The organism is Halostagnicola bangensis (assembly GCF_054653435.1).
This window is the reverse complement of the sequence record NZ_BAAIGG010000004.1, coordinates 339,799-360,192: the sequence shown is the minus strand read 5'-3', so window position 1 is coordinate 360,192 and position 20,394 is coordinate 339,799. Positions and strand designations below refer to the sequence as shown.

Annotated in this window: 23 protein-coding genes; 14 read left to right on the top strand and 9 right to left on the bottom strand. The window is 60.4% G+C overall.

Going from position 1 to position 20,394, the window contains the following annotated elements; translation table 11 throughout:
- Positions 1-137: 137 nt before the first annotated feature.
- Genes ACYQ14_RS21415 through ACYQ14_RS21400 form a run of 4 tightly spaced genes read left to right on the top strand, consistent with a single transcriptional unit; the run spans position 138 to position 4,358 of the window.
- The gene (locus tag ACYQ14_RS21415) at positions 138-473 is read left to right on the top strand and encodes a hypothetical protein (RefSeq protein WP_283837241.1); all 336 of its coding nucleotides are present in this window, start codon (positions 138-140) and stop codon (positions 471-473) included.
- Positions 470-1,990, top strand: coding sequence for a UbiD family decarboxylase (locus ACYQ14_RS21410; protein ID WP_459891298.1), 1,521 nt, complete (start codon positions 470-472; stop codon positions 1,988-1,990). The genes ACYQ14_RS21415 and ACYQ14_RS21410 overlap by 4 nt, the downstream gene beginning before the upstream one ends.
- Positions 1,987-3,408: a UbiD family decarboxylase gene (locus tag ACYQ14_RS21405; RefSeq protein WP_459891296.1), complete on the top strand. Its 1,422-nt coding sequence runs from the start codon at positions 1,987-1,989 to the stop codon at positions 3,406-3,408. Before ACYQ14_RS21410 ends, ACYQ14_RS21405 begins: the two co-directional genes overlap by 4 nt.
- Positions 3,405-4,358, top strand: a complete 954-nt coding sequence (locus ACYQ14_RS21400; RefSeq protein ID WP_459891294.1) for an MBL fold metallo-hydrolase — start codon at positions 3,405-3,407, stop codon at positions 4,356-4,358. Before ACYQ14_RS21405 ends, ACYQ14_RS21400 begins: the two co-directional genes overlap by 4 nt.
- Before the next feature lie 125 nt (positions 4,359-4,483).
- Here ACYQ14_RS21400 and ACYQ14_RS21395 read toward each other — a convergent pair whose 3' ends face one another.
- The 6 genes from ACYQ14_RS21395 to ACYQ14_RS21370 form a co-directional block, all read right to left on the bottom strand.
- Positions 4,484-5,326, bottom strand: coding sequence for an enoyl-CoA hydratase/isomerase family protein (locus ACYQ14_RS21395; protein WP_283837247.1), 843 nt, complete (start codon positions 5,324-5,326; stop codon positions 4,484-4,486).
- A 124-nt stretch (positions 5,327-5,450) separates the two neighbouring features.
- The gene (locus tag ACYQ14_RS21390) at positions 5,451-5,627 is read right to left on the bottom strand and encodes a PaaD-like zinc ribbon domain-containing protein (RefSeq protein ID WP_283837249.1); all 177 of its coding nucleotides are present in this window, start codon (positions 5,625-5,627) and stop codon (positions 5,451-5,453) included.
- Positions 5,628-5,632: 5 nt separating this feature from the next.
- Complete coding sequence (locus ACYQ14_RS21385; RefSeq protein ID WP_459891292.1) at positions 5,633-6,397, bottom strand: Phenylacetic acid catabolic protein; 765 nt, start codon at positions 6,395-6,397, stop codon at positions 5,633-5,635.
- Positions 6,390-6,599: a phenylacetic acid degradation PaaB family protein gene (locus tag ACYQ14_RS21380; protein WP_283837252.1), complete on the bottom strand. Its 210-nt coding sequence runs from the start codon at positions 6,597-6,599 to the stop codon at positions 6,390-6,392. The genes ACYQ14_RS21385 and ACYQ14_RS21380 overlap by 8 nt, the downstream gene beginning before the upstream one ends.
- Positions 6,600-6,601: 2 nt before the next feature.
- Complete coding sequence (locus ACYQ14_RS21375) at positions 6,602-6,997, bottom strand: metal-sulfur cluster assembly factor (protein ID WP_459891289.1); 396 nt, start codon at positions 6,995-6,997, stop codon at positions 6,602-6,604.
- 2 nt (positions 6,998-6,999) lie between these two features.
- Complete coding sequence (locus ACYQ14_RS21370; RefSeq protein WP_459891287.1) at positions 7,000-7,920, bottom strand: 1,2-phenylacetyl-CoA epoxidase subunit PaaC; 921 nt, start codon at positions 7,918-7,920, stop codon at positions 7,000-7,002.
- Between the two features lie 264 nt (positions 7,921-8,184).
- Between ACYQ14_RS21370 and ACYQ14_RS21365 the strand changes: the two genes are divergently transcribed.
- Complete coding sequence (locus tag ACYQ14_RS21365) at positions 8,185-8,682, top strand: GNAT family N-acetyltransferase (RefSeq protein ID WP_459891285.1); 498 nt, start codon at positions 8,185-8,187, stop codon at positions 8,680-8,682.
- A 2-nt stretch (positions 8,683-8,684) separates the two neighbouring features.
- Positions 8,685-8,969: a 2Fe-2S iron-sulfur cluster-binding protein gene (locus ACYQ14_RS21360; RefSeq protein ID WP_459891283.1), complete on the top strand. Its 285-nt coding sequence runs from the start codon at positions 8,685-8,687 to the stop codon at positions 8,967-8,969.
- A gap of 664 nt (positions 8,970-9,633) precedes the next feature.
- Here ACYQ14_RS21360 and ACYQ14_RS21355 read toward each other — a convergent pair.
- The 3 genes from ACYQ14_RS21355 to ACYQ14_RS21345 form a co-directional block, all read right to left on the bottom strand.
- Positions 9,634-11,268: an acetate--CoA ligase gene (locus tag ACYQ14_RS21355; protein ID WP_459891280.1), complete on the bottom strand. Its 1,635-nt coding sequence runs from the start codon at positions 11,266-11,268 to the stop codon at positions 9,634-9,636.
- Between the two features lie 173 nt (positions 11,269-11,441).
- Entirely contained in the window at positions 11,442-12,215 is a 774-nt protein-coding gene (locus ACYQ14_RS21350; protein WP_459891278.1) for a CoA-transferase subunit beta, read from the bottom strand.
- Positions 12,205-13,098 carry a CoA transferase subunit A gene (locus tag ACYQ14_RS21345; protein ID WP_459891277.1) on the bottom strand — a complete coding sequence of 298 codons (894 nt, stop codon included), beginning with the start codon at positions 13,096-13,098 and terminating at the stop codon, positions 12,205-12,207. Before ACYQ14_RS21345 ends, ACYQ14_RS21350 begins: the two co-directional genes overlap by 11 nt.
- Positions 13,099-13,234: 136 nt before the next feature.
- Between ACYQ14_RS21345 and ACYQ14_RS21340 the strand changes: the two genes are divergently transcribed.
- The 8 genes from ACYQ14_RS21340 (at position 13,235) to ACYQ14_RS21305 (ending at position 20,364) form a co-directional block, all read left to right on the top strand.
- Positions 13,235-14,488 carry an ABC transporter substrate-binding protein gene (locus ACYQ14_RS21340; RefSeq protein WP_459891275.1) on the top strand — a complete coding sequence of 418 codons (1,254 nt, stop codon included), beginning with the start codon at positions 13,235-13,237 and terminating at the stop codon, positions 14,486-14,488.
- Positions 14,489-14,605: 117 nt separating this feature from the next.
- The gene (locus tag ACYQ14_RS21335) at positions 14,606-15,475 is read left to right on the top strand and encodes a branched-chain amino acid ABC transporter permease (RefSeq protein ID WP_459891273.1); all 870 of its coding nucleotides are present in this window, start codon (positions 14,606-14,608) and stop codon (positions 15,473-15,475) included.
- Positions 15,476-16,555: a branched-chain amino acid ABC transporter permease gene (locus tag ACYQ14_RS21330; RefSeq protein WP_459891271.1), complete on the top strand. Its 1,080-nt coding sequence runs from the start codon at positions 15,476-15,478 to the stop codon at positions 16,553-16,555.
- 2 nt (positions 16,556-16,557) lie between these two features.
- Complete coding sequence (locus ACYQ14_RS21325) at positions 16,558-17,358, top strand: ABC transporter ATP-binding protein (RefSeq protein ID WP_459891269.1); 801 nt, start codon at positions 16,558-16,560, stop codon at positions 17,356-17,358.
- The gene (locus ACYQ14_RS21320) at positions 17,351-18,109 is read left to right on the top strand and encodes an ABC transporter ATP-binding protein (RefSeq protein ID WP_459891267.1); all 759 of its coding nucleotides are present in this window, start codon (positions 17,351-17,353) and stop codon (positions 18,107-18,109) included. Before ACYQ14_RS21325 ends, ACYQ14_RS21320 begins: the two co-directional genes overlap by 8 nt.
- Positions 18,110-18,134: 25 nt before the next feature.
- A complete protein-coding gene (locus ACYQ14_RS21315) occupies positions 18,135-18,944 on the top strand; it encodes an enoyl-CoA hydratase/isomerase family protein (RefSeq protein ID WP_459891265.1) in 810 nt (269 codons plus the stop codon).
- Between the two features lie 54 nt (positions 18,945-18,998).
- On the top strand, positions 18,999-19,472 hold the full coding sequence (locus tag ACYQ14_RS21310) for a VOC family protein (protein WP_459891263.1): 474 nt from the start codon (positions 18,999-19,001) through the stop codon (positions 19,470-19,472).
- A 115-nt stretch (positions 19,473-19,587) separates the two neighbouring features.
- Positions 19,588-20,364 carry an enoyl-CoA hydratase/isomerase family protein gene (locus tag ACYQ14_RS21305; protein WP_459891261.1) on the top strand — a complete coding sequence of 259 codons (777 nt, stop codon included), beginning with the start codon at positions 19,588-19,590 and terminating at the stop codon, positions 20,362-20,364.
- Positions 20,365-20,394 lie beyond the last annotated feature (30 nt).

Genomic DNA, 20,394 nt, shown 5'->3' with positions numbered 1-20,394 from the left:
AAAACAATTTACCGGAGGATCCTGCGGGGGAAGAAACCAGATTGCAGATAAGTGATGCACAAACGAAGGAGATTTCCAGCGTACGAGCCAGAATAGATACGAATCCGGATAACCTTACGGATCCTGACATACTGACCGTGGTTAAGGGACCACACGAGAACACCGAAGAAGAGTGGTATATCGATATCATCGAGACAGACGAGGCGGACAACATCGACGTCGAACTTCTCGAGGCGACGATGGAGGAGATCGAGGGCCAGTCGACCGTTATTAACACCCGATCGAAAGAAGTGAAAACGTTATTACAGTACCTGGCCGAGAAGGGGGAGTTTCAATCCGTCTCCGAAGCGAGCCGATCCATCATGTTACAGCATCTTTCGGAGAACTACCCGGCTCTCGTCCGCGAATATATCGACCTCAAGGTCCAGTCAGAGCGTTCGGATCTCGCCGAAGAACTCCACGAGCACGAATGACCATCAATAGTCTCCGAAAGTACTTACAAACCATAGAATCGAACGGGGATCTCCATCGAATCTCCGAGCCGACATCCTGGAACTTAGAAGCCAGTGCGGTGACGATGCTGTTGAACAAAGAGGACAGCAAGATCCCGTTGTTCGACAATGTCGACTCAGCACGGTTGGTAGGCGACCCGTTCCGCGGAACGCAGGACAAACCCTGGGATCGAATCGCACTCGGACTGGGACTCCCGCCCGACCTCTCCGCTCGAGAGTACTACGAAATCGTCATCAATCGCCTGAAAAATCCGCGCGATCCCGTGACGGTTTCGGCCGACGAAGCCCCGTGTAAAGAAACCATCGTAGACGGGGACGACGTCAACCTATTGGATTTTCCCTGGCCGTACATCCACGGCGGCGACGGCGGCAGGTACTCGAACTTGCACACGCTGATCGCACCCGATCCAGACTCGTCGTGGGTCGATTGGTCGACCCACCGCTCGATGATCCACGACGGGGAAAACGCGAGCGTGTTACTGCTGGCCGGAGAGCAAACGCCCAATCTCTACTACTACAAATACGAGCGAAGAAACGAACCGATGCCCGTCGCGATTGCGGTCGGTGTCGAGCCGGCGGTGCAGTACACGTCGGTCATGTGGATCCCGACGGGACGAAGCGAAGCCGAGTTCGCGGGCGGACTCAAACAGGACCCGGTCGAACTCGTTCCCTGCGAGACGAACGACCTCATGGTTCCCGCAACAGCGGAACTCGTCATCGAGGGCGAAATCGTCCCTAACGAACGCCGAGACGAGGGACCGTTCGGCGACTATTTCGGATACATGCACGGCCCCAGGCGGTCTATGCCTCTCCTCCGGGTCACGTCGATAACTTATCAAGAGAACCCGATCATTCCGTTTTGCGTCGAGGGGACGGGTGTCGGCTACTCTGAGAACTCGACGAGTTCGATGGAAGTCGGCTGCGTCGGCCCCGACGCGACGCTGGGGCTTCGAGCGGCGGGATTCGACGTCGAAAGCTGCGTCCCCTGGAAATCGACGCCGAGAACCGTCTACGTCATCTCGACCGACACGACGAACGGCGGCTACCTCCACGAGCTGGCGAATTTTATATTCACGACCTGGGGAATGCTCCACGTGGATTTCTTCGTCTTCGTCGACGGCGACGTCAACCCGCTCGATCAGCGGGCGGTACTCGAGGCGCTTTCTCTCCACGCCGACCCGGACAGCGACTTCCACCAGTTCGGGGTCGAAACGATGCCGAAGGTTCCGTTGAACATTTATCAGACGCCAAACGAGAAGGGGGACGTACAAACGGGGACGTCCAAAGCGAAATCGGCGAAAGCGTACATCGACGCCACGCGCGAAGGGACTGAGACTGACGCGGAGGTGGATGTGACCGAGTTGGGGTCGGCGGGTGACGTCGAACCCGAGTATCGAGCACAGAAGATCCTCGAGCGCGCAGGCGTCGAGTTAGAAACCCTCCCGTTCGGCGGTCAGGACGAAGGAGGCCACGAATGACGCTTCGAACGCAACTCGACCGACTCGAGGAAACGGAGGATCTCGTGTCGATCACGGAACGCGTCCACTGGGACGAGACGGCTCCGAGCGTCGCGCGAGAGGCGGCCCGTCACGACGGACCCGCGACGCTGTTCGAGACCACGCCCGGAACGGTACGGCTCGCGGGCGGCGTCTACGGCGGCCCCAGTCAGTTCGCAAGCCGATCACACCAGTCGGGCCAACGAATCGCCCAGGCGCTCGGACTCGGGCCGGACTGTTCGTACGTGGAGTTACTCGAGCGGCTATCCAGACGCGAAACAGCCCCGATCGGAGAGTCGATGACACCACCGGCAGCGACGAACGTTCAAGCGGACTGTGATCTCCACACGCTCGGGCTGGCAACGATCGGCGACGAACGGTACCCGCTCGTCTCGCTCGGCCTGCTCATCGTCGAGCGGCGGGGAACGACTACCTGGGTGCCGATCCGAGGAGAGGCCCTACACAGCAGGAAGATCCGCCTCTCCGTGCCGAAAGCGTTCACCGACTGGTGTGAGCCCGAGACGGAAGCGAGCGTGGTGCTCGGCACCTCCGCGTGTTCACTGATTGGTGCACTCCAGGGCTGGACGCAGGATCGGACCACGCCCGACGTTCCAAAATTCGCGGCGGGTCTGGCTGACGTCTCGATGGCGACCGTCGACTCGCGTACCGTTCCAGCGGACGCGGAGGTTCGGATCGATGGACGTCTCACCGTCGTCAACACCGACTCTGACGGGCCGGAGGCGGCCTGGGAGCTGGCGTGTGAAACTGCGACCGTCGAGCTACGGGCCGAGACCATCGCCACGCGCGAGGAACCCGTGGTCGCGTTCGCGCCACTCGGTGCGCCGCTGACCGACGACATGCACCTCATGAGCCTCGTCGAAGCCGCACAGCTGTTCAGACGGGTCAACAACTACTGGGGCGTCTCTCCGGTCAAGTGGATACAGCTCCCGGTCGAGGCGCGACTCGGGCTCTGTATCGTCTCGAGTGAAATTCTGTACGCCGGATTCGAGTGGCAACTGGCGAATACGCTGTTTTCCTTTTCGAACCTCTTCGACAAGGTCGTCGTGCTAGACGAACAGGCCGACCCGACGAATCTCGCTCGAGCGGTCAACGATATGTGGGTGAAAGCTCACCCCGCCAACGACTGGATATTTAGCGAGCCGAACGCGCCCGCGGCGACCGCGACGCGGTACCGTCGCGGCGGCGAAACCGGCTCCCGGCTCTACGTCAACGCGACGTGGGACCCGCGGTGGGACGAGGAGTACATCGCTCCTCGAGTGAACTTCGAGACGACGTTCTCGGAGAACATTCTCGACGCGCTGAGCGAACGGTGGGACGAACTGGGTCTCGACGAACTGCTCGGCGACCGAGACGAGACGGCGATTCCCGATGACTCATGAGTGAACACGTTCGAATCCCGGTCGGCGAAGGATCACCCGAAGGAGTAAACAGCGCATACGTGCTTCCGGAACGCGGTGTCGTAATTGACCCCGGGCCGCCGACCGACGACGCGTGGTCGGCACTTCGATCCGGAATCGGCGAGGCCGGCCTCGAGGTCGCCGACATCGAACACGTTTTCGTCACTCACTGGCACATCGATCACGCGGGACTCAGCTGTCGATTGGCCGAGCGAGCGGACGCGACGGTACACGTTCATCGCAACGATAGCCCGCTGATCGGCGACTACGCCGACGCGCGAAAACGGCGACTCGAGCGCGACGGCCGAACGCTGGAGTACTGGGGCGTTCCCGACTCGATTCGAAGGCGGGTTCTCGAGCGGGATACGTCCTCCCCGATGCCCGAGACGTTCCCGGTCGAGTCACACGCCGACGGTGACGTCGTCGCAGGCGTCGAGTTCGTCCACACGCCGGGCCACACGAAAGGTCACGCATCGTTCCGGGCGAACGGACGGCTCTATCTGGGCGACGTGTTGTTACCGACGTACACGCCGAACGTCGGCGGGAGCGACACGCGGCTCTCCGATCCGCTCGAATCGTACCTGCAAGCCCTGGCTCGGCTCGAATCCCGTTTCGAACGCGGGGAGCCAGGTCACGGAACGGAAATCGAAATTCAGGCGGCCATCGACGACGTTCGGCGGCATCATCGAGAGCGGGCCGAGGCGTCATTCCGGGCGCTCGAGGCGGCCGAGCGGACGGCAAGTACGCCGTGGGAGGTCGGCCGCGAACTGTTCGGCGAAATGCGCGGAATCCACGCGAAGTTCGGTGCCGGTGAAGCGGCCGCCCACCTCGAGCGGTTAGCCGAACTGGGAATCGTCACGTCCACAGCGGACGAACCGGTCCGATTCCGTCCGGCTGCCGACGACTATCCGGACGTCACGACGCTGTTGTAGCGTGTGGAGACGCCAGTTTTCGTTGCCATAGCCCGCGGAGACGCCAGTTTCTCGAGCCGTAATCGAGCGTTGTGACTGGGAGACCGACGATCCAAAGAAGAGTTCGGTAGTATCGGGGGGCGAGTCTACTCGTCGGCGCCCGGATCTTTGTCCCCGAGTTCGACGCCCAGGAAATCCGGTTCGCGGTCGTCGAGGAAGGCGTCGACGCCTTCTTTGGCGACATCGGAACCGAGCAGACGGTTCTGGAGTTCCCGTTCGTGGGCCAACGCATCCGAAAGCGGCATCTCGAGGCCCTCGTTGACGGCGAGCTTGTTGTTTCCGACTGCAACGCTCGACTTCGAGGCGATCAGTTCGGCGAACTCGAAGGCCGCGTCTTCGATCTCTTCGGGCGGGTGGATCTCGTCGAAGATTCCCTTCTCCGTCGCTTCTTCCGGCGTGAGCGTCTCGCCGGTGATCATCATCTCGAGCGCCTCGGAGCGGTCGATATACCGCGGGAGCAACTGCGTTCCGGCCTCGCCGGCGATCAGTCCGAGGTGGATTTCCGGCATGCCGATGTTGTAGCTCTCGTCGTTCCCGACGTATCGGAAGTCACAGGCGAGTGCGAGCTCGAGCCCGCCGCCCATGCAGTGGCCGTTGACCATCGCGATGAAGATGGTGTCGGTCGTCCGCATCTTCATGATGATCTCTTTGCTCGTCTGGCTCGCGTAGCCGACTTGCCGGCCCGACTTCTCCTGGAGGACCTTGATGTCGAATCCGGTCGAGAAGAACTTGTCGTTCGAACTCCCGAAGAGGACCGCGCGGACGTCCTCGTCGAATCGAACCGATTCCACGGCCCGCTGTAGTTCCAACAAGACGTTGATGTCGTGTGCGTTCGCCGGCGGTCGATCCAGCCGGAGGACACCGACGTGGTCGGTTACCTCTGTGGTGAAATACTCCAGATCCAGCTCACTGAACGGTCGGAGTTGCATACAAGATACCAATTGTCGTCCACATATAAGTAACTTTCTTTCTTGTCCAAAGTTTCATAGAATTGAGTGGTTTCGATAGCTCTCGCTATGGGCGCGGAGACGAATTCCAGCCGGCTCGAGAGCGTTATCGGCCGGTTTCCGGATTCTCCCCGTCGTACTTGATCCGTTCGAACATCGTGTTACAGCCGTTGCAGTAGTACTGCGTCTTCGAAATCTCGCTTCCGAAGGCGGACTCCTGTTCCGTGTCGGCAGCGCCACAGAACGGGCATAACACGGGTGAATCTGAAAGCTGATCGTTCATCGTGGTTAGTTCATCGTAAACATCTTGTTTTTCTCGCCGCGAAGCTGCTCGACGTCGGTTTGACTAATCGAACCGGAGCCGGTCCGTCGTCTGGTTTCGTCCCAGTCCTCGAGGGCGGGTTGGTCCCAGTCGACGTTCTCGAGCGAAACGTCGGTACCGTCGAAGAGGCTTCGGTAGTGTTCGATGTACGCCGCCCGGATCTCGGCGATCGGGCGGTCCGTAAATCCGGTTTCGAAGACCGGATCGGCGTCCTCGTCGTAGGCTTCCGGACCGATCAACGCGAGCGCCTGCGGTAACGTCGTCTCGAGCGTATTCTGGACGGTCTCAGGATCGTCTTCCGCGAGCGTCTCGAGACGGGCGTCGTGGTACTCGAGGTGGAAGTACTCGTCCTCGCCCATCTTGGTGATCAGTCCATCGAGGTCATCCCGATCGATCGCATCGAGCAGGTACCACGCGGCGCGGTCTGCGGGTGCGATAGACGCGACGTACTCCGTCCAGGTACCCTCGATGCTGTCGAGGCATGCGGCGTTCGAGAACGCCTCGGGTTCCCGTTGGCCGTTCAACCAGTCGAGGTCTCGTCCCTGACTTTCGAGTTCCCGGGCCAACTGGCGGACGTGGCCAATCTCTTCCTGGGCCGCGCTCGCACCGCCGATATCGTCCTCGAGCGAGGGACCGGAGAGGCTCCACTCCGCGTACCGGTGTCCAAGGACGAGTTTCGTATCGGAGATCGCCTGCACGTAGTCGACTGCCGGTTCGGGCCACTCACTCACCGGCGGCCACCTCGCGTTTGGGCTGCGTGCCGGTCACTTCCAGGAGGTTTTCTTCGCGAACCACGGTCAGGTAGTTCCAGTCTTCCTCGTCGAACGTGTTGTAGGCGTACATCTTTGCTAGTCTGTCGCTCTGTGCAGTGACGTTACCGATGTGCGTGGTATCGTCGCCTTGATTGATTCGTGCGAATACTTCGTACTTCATAGTTAGAGGCTGATTCCCGACTTGCGCATCTTTTCACGAACCGGTTCGGAGAGCATGTCCTTCGACCAGACGGGGTCCCAGACGACCTCGACATCGACGTCGTCGACGCCGTCGGTCAGAGACAGGCAACTGCTGATATCGTTCTGGATCATGTCGTAGGCGGGACAGCCCATACAGGGGTAGGTCATCTCGACCGTGACCCGACCGTCGATCGCCTCGACGTCGTAGATCATGCCCATTTCCACGAGGCTGACGGGAATGTGCGGGTCAGGGATTTCGTCGATCATGTCCCAGAGTTCCCGTTCGAACGGCGTCGCGTCGGCGCGGCGGCGCTCGACGAACTCGCTGATCTGGCCGCCCCCTACCGACTCCGCTGCGTTCGCGCGTGCACTCGACATCGTTACCCCTCGAGCTCGACTTTTCCGGACTGAACCATGTTCACGTACTTTTCGTTGGCGGGACCGCGCGAGCGCCACCGGTCCATGACGGCGGACCACGAAATCGGTTCGTCGAAGCGCCACTCTTTGTTAGCGGCGTCGAACGCGACCGGAAGATCGTACTCGAGGACGTATTCGTCACGGTCCTCGCTGTAGTGGGCGGGAACATCGAGATCCAATTCGTCCATGAGCGGGAGCGTCCGCGAGAGCCAGTCCTGACGGAGTTCGTCGTTGGACTTGCCTTTGATGCGGTACTCGAGCTGGTCGTCGTGTTTTTTCTTGTCGTCGGGCATGCCGAACCACTCGACGCCCATCGGGAACATCCAGTCGATCGCTTCCTGGAGGTGTTGTTTGGTCTTCTCGCTGTTGTTCGCGAGCCGACGCATCCAGGTTTCGCCGTGACGGAGGTGGAACTGTTCTTCCTTGCTCACCTTCGTGAGGGCGCGCTTCCACGGCGCGTAGGAGGTGTTCTCGTGGATATCGCTGAGGAGCACGATACCGGCGCGATCGAATATCCCGTGTGCCGTGACGAGTTCGGCGAAGTTGTCGATGTGCTGGTCGAACCCGTACGTGTTACGGAACTCGTGGGGTTCGCGTTCGTAGATGAGTTCCTCTCGGTCCTCGCCGAGGTCCTCGAGCAGGCGATAGGCGATGTGGCCGTGACCGAGTTCGTCCTGAATAACGCTGATACACGACGCGCGTGCGTCGAGCGACGGTGCGTTGAGCGACTGATCGTAGTACGCTGGCGCACTCATCAGCTCCGTATCACCCGAAACCAACAGGATCTGTTTGAGGGCCTCTTTGTACCCGTCGGTCATTTCGTCGGTCGATTCGATCATCTTTCCGTTCTGGAGTTCGTCCTTGAATTGCTTTTCCGTGGGCATAGCTCGTTTCGTCCAACTATCTGTTGACACCCCAGGGTTATAATTGTTTTCTGTATACGCTTAGTGTATTTTCCGGCCGAATTACCGACGGGATTGCCCTGTTAGCGCGCCCGTATGACCGCCACGAACGTTCCACACCCACGTCGACCTCGAAGCCGTAACTACTCCGGTGCAGTAGCGAACCGACTCGGACCGCCCCATATGTCAGCGCGTGCGATTTTTCTAGCAGTGCCTTTTTTGGTAGTCCAACTCAGACAGTAATACATGTCGTACGAAATACGCCAAGCGAGTGCCGATGACGGCGAGGAATTACTGGAACTCTGGCACGGGTTTACCGAGCACCTCTCGAAGTACGATGAGCGGTATCAACACAAAGAGAGCGCAAACGATCGGTGGCTCCAGTACTTCGAGAGCCAGTTGCTCGAGTCGAAGTACGGAACGGTGATCGTCGCCGAACACGAAGCGTCGGGAGACCTCGTCGGCGTGCTCGAGGCGCGCATCATGGGGAATCATCCGATCTTTCGGCTCCAAAATCACGGATACATCAACGGTCACTTCGTCTCGGAAGGACACCGAGGGAACGGCGTCGGCACCGCACTGCTGGCCGAAGTTCACGAGTGGTTCTCCCAGTCCTCGAAGGACGTCGACTTCTACCGCGTCGACACCATCGAGGGCGACGACCAATCGCAGGGATTCTACGGATCCGAGGACTTCGACCCCGTCGAACACGTCTTCGAAAAATCGATCGATCAGGACCACTGACTATGGTCGAGAGTTACACAGTCGAGTTTGTCGACGAAGGGCGGACGATCGAAGTGCCGGCGAACAAGCCGGTACTCGAGGCGGCCGAGGAAGCGGGACTCGCACCGCCCTACCAGTGTCGAATGGGCGTCTGCGGGGTCTGTTGTGGCATGGTCGTCGAGGACGGCAAGGTCGAACAGACCGAGGGAATGTTCCTCTCCGAGAGCGAGAAAGAGGAAGGGTACGCGCTGACCTGCATCGCGAAGCCGAGGTCCGACCTCCGCATTCGGACCGACGAGAGCCCCTGATAGACGGTCGCCAGGTTCGTTTTCGACAGTTTTTGAACGATAGTGCCAACGCTGGTGAACGGAACCGCTCGCCACAGGGTGTAGACGACAGCCAGTCCGTCACGGTATGGCTGCAGTATACGATCCCCAATAGATTGTATACGGTTTACGTATACATTGCACGTCTACGGAGAGATCGATCCTCGCGCCACTATCGAACGAAACGGAGACGGTACCGTTGCGTGACTCGAGCATTGCAACGGGCTGGTTTACATCCGTATTGGTGTAATCTCATTCTCGTCAGAACATGTGGTTAGTGAACATTTAACGTGATAAACAACCTATTGGTATAGAACGGTCGCCAGAGGCTCTGAAGAGTGTAAATACGGATTCCGTATACACCATATGTTTACACCCTCCGTATTCCCTCCAAAACCCGGTATCTCGGGGCAAAACCCGCGGTTCGCTACGCGTGACCGGAACTTACAACGACCGATACGGCTCGAGAAGAGAGAGAGAACGTCCGGATACGCGCCGAAACGTCGTCACACCGTTGAACGAACGAAAAATCGATTACCCGATCGAAGGACACGGTTCGACTGTCCCGTACAGCAGCCGGATCCGAGGTGGGTACAAATGCTAGCGAAACGGTATCATGGAACACGCCGTCTCGATGTCGGCGGTGTTACTGCCGTTCACGATCACGCAGTTCGGTTCGGCGAATCTTTCCCGTTTCCGTTCGCGGGAGCGTTTGCATGAACTCGACCGCTCGAGGGTACTTGTACGGCGCGAGAGTGTTCTTGACGTGATTCTGAATTTCGTCGACGAGGTCGTCGCTTCCCGTCGCGTCCTCGGTCAGGACGACGAACGCTTTCACGATCTCGCCGCGTTCTTCGTCAGGACTCGCGGTTACGGCGACCTCCGAGACTGACTCGTGCTCTTGAACGACAGCTTCGACCTCGGGGCCGGGGATGTTGTACCCGCTCGAGATGATGAGATCATCGCTGCGCGATTTGTACTCCAGTCGGCCGTCCTCGCGCTGGACGAAGATATCTCCCGGCACCGACCAGCCGTCTTCGACCGCCTCGAGTTGTTTCTCCGGACGGTTCCAGTATTCGATACCGGTCGGGCCGCGGACGGCGAGCAGTCCGGCCTCGCCTCGAGAGAGTTCCTCGCCCGTGTCGGGGTCGATAATCTTGCACTCATAGCCCGGCACCGGGAATCCGGTCGCGCTGGGGTCGATCTCATCGTCGTGGCGATGGCTGATGAAAATGTGAAGCATCTCCGTGGTCCCGATGCCGTCCAGCAGCGGAATCCCGTACTCGTCTTCGAAGCTCTCGAAAGTCGTCGGGGTTAGCGGTTCACCCGCGCTGAGGCCGACCCTGAGCGAAGAAATGTCGTATTCCTCCGGTCCGTCAGGATGTTGGGAGAGCATCTGATTGAATCCCGTCGGAATCGAACAGAGGACCGAAACGCCGTGATTTTCGACGGCCTCGAGGAGGTCGCCGGGTGAGGCGTCCTCGACCAGGCTCGTGCTCGCACCGAACCGGAGCGGGAACGTCACGAGGTCGCCGTATCCGTACGCGAACGGGAGCGGCGGGTTGCCGCCGAAGACGTCTTCTTCCGTCGGTTCCAGGCAGTATCTCGCGTAGGTATCCGCGGATGCCAGCACCTGCCGGTGGGTGTGAACCGCCCCTTTCGGTCGACCCGTCGTCCCGCTCGTATAGAGCATCAACGCGAGGTCCTCGCGGGCGGTTTCGTAGGGCTCGAGTTCCTCGTCTCCGTCCTCGAGGAGGCCGTCGTAACTGTGATAGCCGTGCTCGACGCCGTTTCGCTCGGCGACGACGACGTTCTCGACGGTTTCGAGTTCGGGAAGCGCGTTTTCGACCTCCTCGAGGAGGTCGTCGTACACGATGACCGTCGTCGCCTCGGCGTTGTTGATGATGTACTCGAGTTCCTTGGCTCGAAGGAGTTTCATCGACGGCAGTGCGACGGCTCCGATCTTTTGGATTGCCAGACACGAGACGACCGCCTCCGGTCGGTTCGGGAATCGAACGACGACTCGGTCGCCGGCTTCGACGCCCGAATCACGGAGGGCGTTCCCCAATCGGTTCACCCGTGACTGTAACTCCTCGTAAGTGATCGTTCGATCCTCGAAGCGAACCGCGATGTTATCACCGCGGGCCTCTCGAACGTGCCGATCGAGTAGCTCGTCGACGACGTTCAGCTGCTGGGGGTAATGGGCCTCCGGGACCGGGTAGATGTAATCCGGCGCGTTCTCCTCGTCTGGTAGAGACTCAGTTGAGACATTGGGCTGCATGTACGATTAGTTCATCATAGCTTAAAATGATATACCTAACGGTTCTTCTCTCGAGAAATAGGATGGAAGTTACGAGTGTGAAGAAACGTTGAACGATCGATCACGAAGTACCCGTTTCGGCGACAGCGTGAGGGAAGCCCTCGGCTCTCGGTTCAGGATCGTTCGGCCGCCGATCAGGTCCAGAACCCGTCGGGATCGAACGTCCGAATCAACTCGAGTTCCTCCGCCGTCGGGTCCGCCGTCGTCGTCACTGGCCCCTCGCCGATATCTTCGGCCGTGTTCATCTCCCACGGGAAGTCGGCGACGACTTCCGACTCGCTGACGCCTGGATGGAGGCTTCGGAGGTAGAGTTCGCCGTCGTCGTCGAACCCGAACGTTGCCTTCGAGGTCACGAGTGCGCTCGGCCCACCGCCAGCTTGCGGATGGGTATCCCGACCGCTCCCGTCGCTCGAGTGACCGGGGCTCGTAACGTAGTTTACCTCCTCGACGAACCGGCGAGGCTCGTGGGGCATGAGCAACACCGTCCGATCAGCCAGACAAGCGATATCACAGGCACCGCCGCTTCCGGGGAGCCGAATCTCCTGGTCACCGCCCTTGACCCAGGTCGTGTTCAGGTTGCCGTACCGGTCGATTTCGGCACCGCCCAGGAAGCCGACGTCGACGTCACCGCGCTGGAGACGGGACATGATGTCGATCATTCCCGTCGTCGACACCGCCCGGTTCAGATTCGGAAGATCGCACATCGTGTGAATAAACCCGTCGGCGGGGGAGTCCCGGACGACGCCGCTTTCGTAGACCGCCATCGAATTCGGGGCGTGCGTACTCACCGCGACCTGAAACGCGATAAGGGGTAACCGCATTCCGACGAAGGCTGTATCGCCGTCCTCGATCTCGCTCGCGGCCGCGGTGACCATCAACTCACGGTCCGTGTACGTCTTACTGGCCATACTGCACCTCCGCGGCGATGGTCGGCTCGGTTATCCCGAGCTCTCGTTCGACGAGAGACTCGTACTCCTCGCGGTCGGAAACACCGTACACCCACTCGTCTGCCCACTCGTCATAGGCCGACTGCGTTTTCGTCTGGGTGCTGTACTCCAGATAGTACTCGTTGTCCCGGTTGTAGTACCCCGCGACTGGCGACGGATGTGCCCCGAAGGGACACTCTGCGACGGCCGTCACCTTGTCTCGAGTGATTCCGACCCTGCTCGGGTCGCTCTTGATGACGTCCGGATCGACGATTTCCTCGGCGGTGACGAGAACGTTTTCGGCGGCGCCCACCGCGGGGTCGGTAATTCCCATGTTCCCCCAGAGGTGGGCATCCCCCGCGGGACTCGCGCGCTGTGCGTGAACGATCGTCCAGTCGGGTTCGATCGCCGGGACGAGCGCGAGTTGATCGCCGCCGAAGGGATCGGATTCCTCGAGGAACAGGTCGCTTCGTTCGAAAATGTCGCTTCCGATCAACGACTTGGTTGGGAGGTAGGGGACCCCCATCGCCCCGGCTTTCAGGGCGAGCGCGATGCTAAAGTTCGAGTGGTCCTCGACGTCGACCGTTCCGTTCTCGACGGCTTCCCTGAATCGATACCCCGTCCCGGCGCTGACGTTTCCAGCCCAGGCGGCCCGAACGCGGGAAACCGCGCCGCCGCCGATCAGCTGATCGAACAGCAAGTCGCTGATTGGTCCGATCATCGTGAGGTCGTCGGTTCCCTGCCGGAGCAGTTCGTGTCCTGCCGCAAAGGGGATCGAATGCTCGAGTGCGAGCCCGGCCGCGATCGAGCTACCCGAATCGATTCGCGAAACGGCCTGCTCGAGCGTCTCAACATCTCCTGTCATGTAGTAGCGCATACCAAGCGGAGATATTTAAATCCACGCGATAGCGATCGTATCGGTGATTCACCTACATACATTAACAAAAGTTATATATACGTGTGGTGTGCACACAACTCATATGTCTCGTAGAGACACGGATATGACTAGCAATCAGGGGGACGGTAGTACGAACCAGGGGAACGGGGGGGCCTCATCGATGCTCTCTCGTCGAAAGTACCTGGCAGGGACCACCGCGGCCGGTATCACCGCGACGTTTGCAGGCTGTATGGGAGGAGGTGACGACGGGCTCACAGTCGGTTACGCGCTCCCGTTCACCGGAACGTACGCGTTCCTCGGGGAAAGCATCGTCAACGGATTCGAGATGTTCCTCGAGCAACAGGGCGGAGAAATCAACGGCGAGGAGGTAAACACCGTCCAGCTCGATACCGAAGCGGATACCGACCGCGGCGTGGACGTCACCCGAGAGCTACTGGTCGAGGAGAGCGCGGATGCGATCGTCGGCCCCGTCTCGAGTGCCGTCGCGATCGCGATGATGGGAATCGTCGAAGCCGAATCGAGTGCGATCTGGCTCAACGCGAACGCAGGAGACTACCGCGTTACGGAGGAAGGATGTCTCAACTACCACTTCCGGACATCCTTCAACGACTGGCAAACGAGCGCCCCGCTCGCCGAGTGGGTGTACGATAACGTCGCCGATAACGTGTGTCTCGCCTACGCGGACTACGCCTTCGGGCAGAACTCCAAGGAATTCTTCGGCGAAGCGTTCGAAGAGGCGGGCGGAGAAATCGTCGAGGAGGTCGGCATCCCGCTCGGGACGGACAATTACTCGACGTACCTCGGCGACATCGAAGATTCCGGAGCCGACGCCGTCTACTCGTTCTTCGCCGGCGACGACGCGGTCAACTACGTCAGCGACTTCAACGACTTCGGACTGAACGAAGAGATGACCCAGACCGGAAGCGGATTCTTGCTCTCGGAGGACACGCTTCCGGCCCAGGGCAACGCCGCCGAGGGGATGTACTCACTGCTTCACTACACGACGACACAGGACACGGAGCGCAACCGGGAGTTCGTCGATAACTACAGCGAGATGTATGACCACGAATCGGCGAACGTCTACGCCTGCCAGGGATACGACTCGGCACAGGCCTTCAGCGCCGCAGTCGAAGAAACCGGCGGCACCGATCCGGACGAAATGGCCGACGCCCTCGCCGGACTGGAACTCGACAGTCCGCGCGGCCACTTCCAGTTCAACCCGGAGACACACGAGGCCATCCAGGACATGCACATCCGGGAAGTCGTCGAGAGCGACGACGAGGATTTCGAGGTCGAGAACGAAGTGATCGATACGATCGAACAGGTCGAAGGACCGGACTGGGGTTGCAGTCTCTAACGGACATGATTTCTAAACTACTAATTTGTCTCGAGCGGGCAGGCGAAAGCGGTGACATCGTTCGACGGACGCGTCACCAGCACTGTGGAATCGCGACGTACGGAGTGATACCGACGAATGGTTGAAGCGATCATACGTGCGACGTTGCTCGGGCTCCAGTTAGGGATGACGCTCGCGCTCATCGCGGCGGGGCTAACCCTCATCTTCGGGATGCTCGACGTGATCAACTTCGCCCACGGAGCGTTGTTCATGCTCGGGGCCTACCTCGGGACGGTTATCGCCGGACAGCTCGGGAGCTTCTGGCTGGCGCTGTTGCTCGCGCCCCTCATCGTCGGCGTTATCGGCGCGGCTATCGAAATTTTATCGCTTCGCCCGTTGTACGGACGAAACCCGCTCTATCACATCCTGTTGACCTTCGGTATTGCGATCATGATACAGGGGGCGATCCTCCAGATATGGGGCGGCCAATCGAGACGGATTTCGGTCCCCGAGATCCTCTCGGGATCGGTCCCGATCGGACCGGTTAACTACCCGTTGTACTGGCTGTTCGTCTTCGTCTTCAGTACCGTCCTGATCGGACTCGTCTGGATCGGCATCGAACGGTCGAATCTGGGGATACTGATGCGCGCAAGCGCACACGACACCGAGATGGTGAACGCGCTCGGCATCGATGTCTCGAAGGTGTTCACCGGCGTATTCGTGTTTGGAGCCATCCTCGCCGGCGTCGCCGGGGTGCTCTTGAGCGGAACGCAATCCGTTCACCCGGGAATGGGATTCAACGTCATCATCGAAGCGTTCATCATCGTCGTCATCGGCGGACTGGGAAGTTTCCGCGGCGCGGTCTACAGCGCGTTACTGATCGGACTCGTCAGCGCCTACGGCGCACTGATCGCGCCCACGCTGACCGAACTGTTCCTGTTCCTGTTAATGGCCGTCGTACTGATGATCAAACCGAGCGGACTCTTCGGCACAACGGAGGCAGCATAGATGAAAGCAGTTACCGAATTCTTCGACCGAAGCACGCACTCGAGGACGGGCAATCAGCTCCTCTCGAGTCAGGGGCGGTTCGCGCTGCTCGTTTCCATCGCGGTGCTCGCAATCGCAGCACCGATCGTCCAGATGATCCATCCCTTCTGGTTGAACCTCATGGTTCGGATGATGATCTTCGCGCTGCTCGCGTTGAGCCTGGACTTCGTCTTCGGCTACGCGGGGCTCCTCTCGTTCGGGCACGCCGCGATGTTCGGTGCCGGCGGCTACGCAGCCGCGATCGTGATCACCGAAGTAACCCCCCACGCGCTCGTCGTGTTACCGATAGCCGTCGTCGCCGGCGTCGTCATCGCAGCGTTGATCGGCTGGTTGAGCGTTCGAGCGCGAGGAATTTACTTCGCGATGCTCACCCTCGCGTTCGCACAGATGTTCTACGTGGTCGCGTTCACCGACCTCCCGGCGACTATCCTCGACCGAGGCTCGGTCACCGGGGGCGACAACGGTCTCTACGGCATCGGGATGTACGAGCTGTTCGGGATCGACTTCACGTCGACGCTTATGTACTTCTACCTGACGCTCGGGCTTGTCGCACTCTCGCTCGCGATAATCATCCGTCTCGCGAACTCCCAGTTCGGACGGGTCTTGCAAGGAATCCGCGAGAACGAAGAACGAATCGAATTTATCGGCTACGACGTACAGCGGTACAAAGTGGTCGGCTTCGCGATCAGCGGCGGTTTCGCCGGGCTCGCCGGCGGCCTGTACGTTCCGTTCCAGAGCGTCGCCCACCCCGGGTTACTCCACTGGATGATAAGCGGCGAACTCATCGTCATGCTACTGCTCGGCGGCATGGGAACGCTCTGGGGGCCGATGCTCGGTGCCGGACTGGTCGTTCTGCTCGAGGAGCAACTCGCCGGCTTTGCGAGCTGGGAGATCATCCTCGGCGCGATCTTCGTCGGCGTCGTGATCTTCGCGCCGCGGGGGCTGGCTGGCATCCTGATTTCGCTCCGGAACGATCCGGGTAGCGCGGTCGAAAACGCAAAGCAGGCGGTTCGAAACTATCTCGAAGCGGTGAGAGGATAACTATGACTACCACGACAACAGAGCCGAACCCGACGGAGTTCGAAGGCGACATCGTCCTCGAGACGGACGGACTCACGAAGAAGTTCGGAGCACTGACCGCGGTGGACGACGTGTCGCTCGAAATCGAGTCCGGGACGATCAACTCGATCATCGGGCCCAACGGAGCCGGAAAGACGACGCTGTTCAACCTCTTTACCGGAAAACACGAGCCCACGAGCGGTTCCGTCAAATTCCGCGGCGTCGATATCGGCGGGAAAAAGCCGCACAAAATCGTCGCGGACGGCATCGTTCGGTCGTACCAGATCACGAACTTCTTCAGCGAACTAACGGCCCTCGAGAACGTCCGGCTCGCCACCCAGGCGCGCCAGACCGGCTTTCGGCCGACCGATTTCGTTCGACACCACGGGTCGGTCCAAGAACCGATCGATGAAGCGAGGCGGGTGCTCGAGCGGGTCCATCTAGGAGACGTCGCCCAGCGACGGGCCGCGAACCTTTCCTACGGCCAGCGTCGGCACCTCGAAATCGCGATTTCGCTTGCGGCCGATCCAGACCTGTTGTTGATGGACGAACCCACCGCGGGGATGAGTCCTGAAGAGACCCGAGAGACAGTCGAGTTGATCACGGAAATTGCAGAGGACGTCACGCTCGTCCTCATCGAGCACGATATGGATATCGTGATGGATATTTCGGATCGCATCGCCGTGATGAACAAGGGCTCCTTGCTCGCTCGCGGAACGCCGGAGGAGATACAGCAAGACGACCGCGTGCAGGAAGCGTACCTCGGAGGTGGTGACCGTGACTGAATCCGGGCGCGATCGAGGACGACGCCGGACCGACGGGGGCGAGCCCCTGCTGTCTGTCGACTCGATCGACACCCACTACGGAGAGAGCCACATCCTGTTCGATCTGTCGCTCACAGTCGACCGGGGCGATGTCGTCGCCCTGGTCGGCCGAAACGGAGCCGGGAAGACGACGACGCTCCGGAGCATCATGGGGCTGACCCCCGTTACGAACGGGCGAATCGTCAAAGGGGGCGAGCAGATACAGGCCCGAGAGCCCCACAAAATCCGAAAGGAGGGGATCTCGTGGGTTCCCGAAGAACGACGCGTCTTCAGCGGACTGACCGTCGAGGAAAACCTCCGACTCGCGGCCCACAGCGGCGACAATGAACAGGCCGATCAGTTCGAAGAGATCTATCGACGATTCCCCCGACTCGACGAGCGAAGGGGACAGGACGCCGGGACGATGAGCGGCGGCGAACAGCAGATGCTAGCCATCGCCCGCGCACTGCTTGGTCCCGAAACTGACCTCCTATTGCTCGACGAACCGTCCGAAGGGCTGGCACCGCAGATCGTCGACGACGTCGAGGATATCATTCGAGAACTCAACGAGGACGGCGTAACGATCCTGCTCGTCGAACAGAACGCAGAGATGGCCCTCGGCCTTGCGGATTACGCCTACGTTCTCGAGACGGGCGAAATCGTCCACGAGTCACCCGCCGACGAGTTGGCGACGGATCGCGAGGCGATGGAGTCGTACCTCGGTGTTAAATAATGGATTTCTACAGGAGTGAACGACCGTGATTACAGAGACCGAACGCGTCCACGAATCAGTTCGCATCGAACACATCGAAGACGAGTCCGTCGCGCGACTCGTTCTCGAAGCGAACGAAACGTCGTTGAACGTGTTCCACCCCTCGAGCGTCGAAGCGTTGGCAACCGCCGTCGAGTCGCTCTCCGGGGAGGTCGACGCCATCGTCCTCTACGGCGAGCCGGTGTTCTCGGCCGGAGCGGACCTCGACGAGATCGAACAGACACCACAGGAGATGCGTTCGGCGAAAATAGACACGATCGCCGGCGCGTCGAACCGGTTCATCCGATCCGTTCGGAGCTTTCCGGCGCCGGTTATCGCGGGCGTCACCGGCGTCGCCGCGGGCGGCGGACTCGGATTCGTCCTCGCGTCGGATCTCGTCTACATGCACGAGGACGCCGTTCTCAACACGGGCTACGCTCGAGTGGGTCTTACCCCCGATAACGCGGCCCCATTCTTCCTCGTGAAAACGGTCGGCCCGTACAAGGCCCGCGAGCTGTTTTTCGATCCCGAACCGATCACGGCGAGCGAAGCCGTCGATCTCGGGCTGGCAAACGAGTGTTTCGACGGCCCGGAATCGACGTTCGTCGACAGGGTTACCGAACGAGCGATCGAGTACGCAAACGGACCGACGGAGACCTACGCTCGGACGAAAGAGCTCGTCGACACCGTCTTCGAGGGCCACCTCGACCAGCACCTAGAGGAGGAACGAGCCGCCATCAAACGGATGAGCGATTCGGACGTCTTCGATGAAGGATTGTCGGCGTTCCTCGAGAATCGCCAGCCTGAGTGGGAGTAACGGGTTTCGTCGACACGAATCTCTTTGTGTTCGGATCACCTACTCGAACGCGTAATGGCAACACACGACATTCCAATTCGGGTCGATCACGTCGGAATCGCCGTCGATTCGGTCGAGACCGGCGAGCCGTTTCTCGAGGCGCTCGGTTGCGAGAAGATACTCGAAGAGCCGGTCGACGACGAGTTCAGGTGGGCCTACTACGAACTCGGCGACGCCTCGCGGATCGAACTCATCGCGCCGATCGCCAAGGACACGTTTCTGACGAACTACCTCGAGGAGAACGGACCGGGATTACACCACGTAACCCTCGAAGTGGCCGATATCGACGGGATCATCGAGGTGCTCGAGGACGAAGCGGTTCGAATCGTCGACTACACGGAACGGGACGACTGGACGGAAGCGTTCGTCTCGCCGGGAAACCCGACCGGAACGCTGTTTCAACTTATGGAGTACCACGAAACGTACGTCGAGACGCGGAACGAGGACGGAAACCCCTGTATCGGCGGCGCTCGCGTCGGTAGCGACTGACCGGCCAGCGGGGAACCGGTGGGACGATCGGTGCGAGCGATCTCACCGACCGAGCGCGCCGGTCGACCGATGCGAGGCAATAGAATCAAAACGGCTGGGGCCCAAGCGAACGGGTATGGCATTCGAAACGCTCGAGGTATCCGTCGAGGATGGAATCGCAACCGTTCGGCTCGACAACGATCCGGTGAACGCGATCGACCAACAGATGCGCCACGAACTGGCCGAAGCGGTTGACGTGCTCCGCGAGGACCGCGTTCGGGTCGGCGTGTTCACCGGTTGCGGCGACGTGTTTTCGGTCGGAGCCGACGTCGGCCTCTTCGAAGAGGCCCAATCGTGGACAACCGCTGAGTTTCGGTCGAACTCGCGGATCCTCGGCGGGGCGTTCGACGCCCTCGAGGAGATCGAAAAGCCCGTGCTCGCGGCGCTAGACGGAACGTGCGTCGGCGGCGGGCTCGAACTCGCGCTGGCGTGTGACGTGAGAATCGCCTCCCCCGATGCCACGCTCGGATTCCCAGAGCACAACATCGGACTGATCCCCGGCCTGGGCGGCTGTTCCCGGTTCGTCCACCTCGTGGGTCCCGGAACGGCCAAGGACATGATTTTTAGCGGCGAACTCGTCGACGGCGAGCGGGCGCGAGAAATCGGACTCGTCGAGCGGGTCGAGTCGGATCCGGAGACCGCGGCACTCGAGTACGCCGACTCGCTGTGTGAACGCCCGCCCCAGGCCGTCGGCCTGGCCAAGCGCGTCGTCAACGCCGCTCGCGAGACGGACACGCAGACCGCCGGCGTGCTCGAGTCGCTCGCACAGAGCACCCTCCTCGAGACGGAGGATCATCGGGAGGGGATTCGAGCGTTCCGGGAAAAGCGCGATCCGGAGTTCACCGGGGAATAACCACCAGCGTGGATCGCCGGATCGACCGCA